Origin of the sequence: Erwinia sp. PsM31 (assembly GCF_030433775.1) — a bacterium.
Taxonomy (GTDB): Bacteria; Pseudomonadota; Gammaproteobacteria; order Enterobacterales; family Enterobacteriaceae; genus Erwinia; species Erwinia aeris.
Genome location: NZ_JARUWZ010000123.1, coordinates 1 through 224 on the forward strand (window position 1 = coordinate 1; position 224 = coordinate 224).

Sequence of the window (224 nt, forward strand, 5' to 3'; positions counted from 1 at the left end):
GAACGTAAAAGTTGATTTAATCAACACGCGAGATCATCTGCTGGCGTTTCTCGATCAGGAAATCTCAGATTCGATTTCCTACCATTTCTGGAACAGCGGCGTGGTTATCCGCCATAAAGAAGAGTTCGAGAAAATCGAAGGCGTCAGCGACGGCGTGATAATGCATCTGAAGTCCCGCAAAAAAGTGAAGGCCGACTGCCTGCTGTACGCCAACGGCCGTACCG

1 protein-coding gene is annotated in these 224 nt (G+C 49.6%); it reads left to right on the forward strand.

Translation table 11 applies throughout. The features are described 5' to 3' along the window. Nucleotides 1–224, forward strand: a 224-nt coding sequence (locus QCD69_RS22700; protein ID WP_301253591.1) for an FAD-dependent oxidoreductase, incomplete at both ends; no start/stop codon positions are given.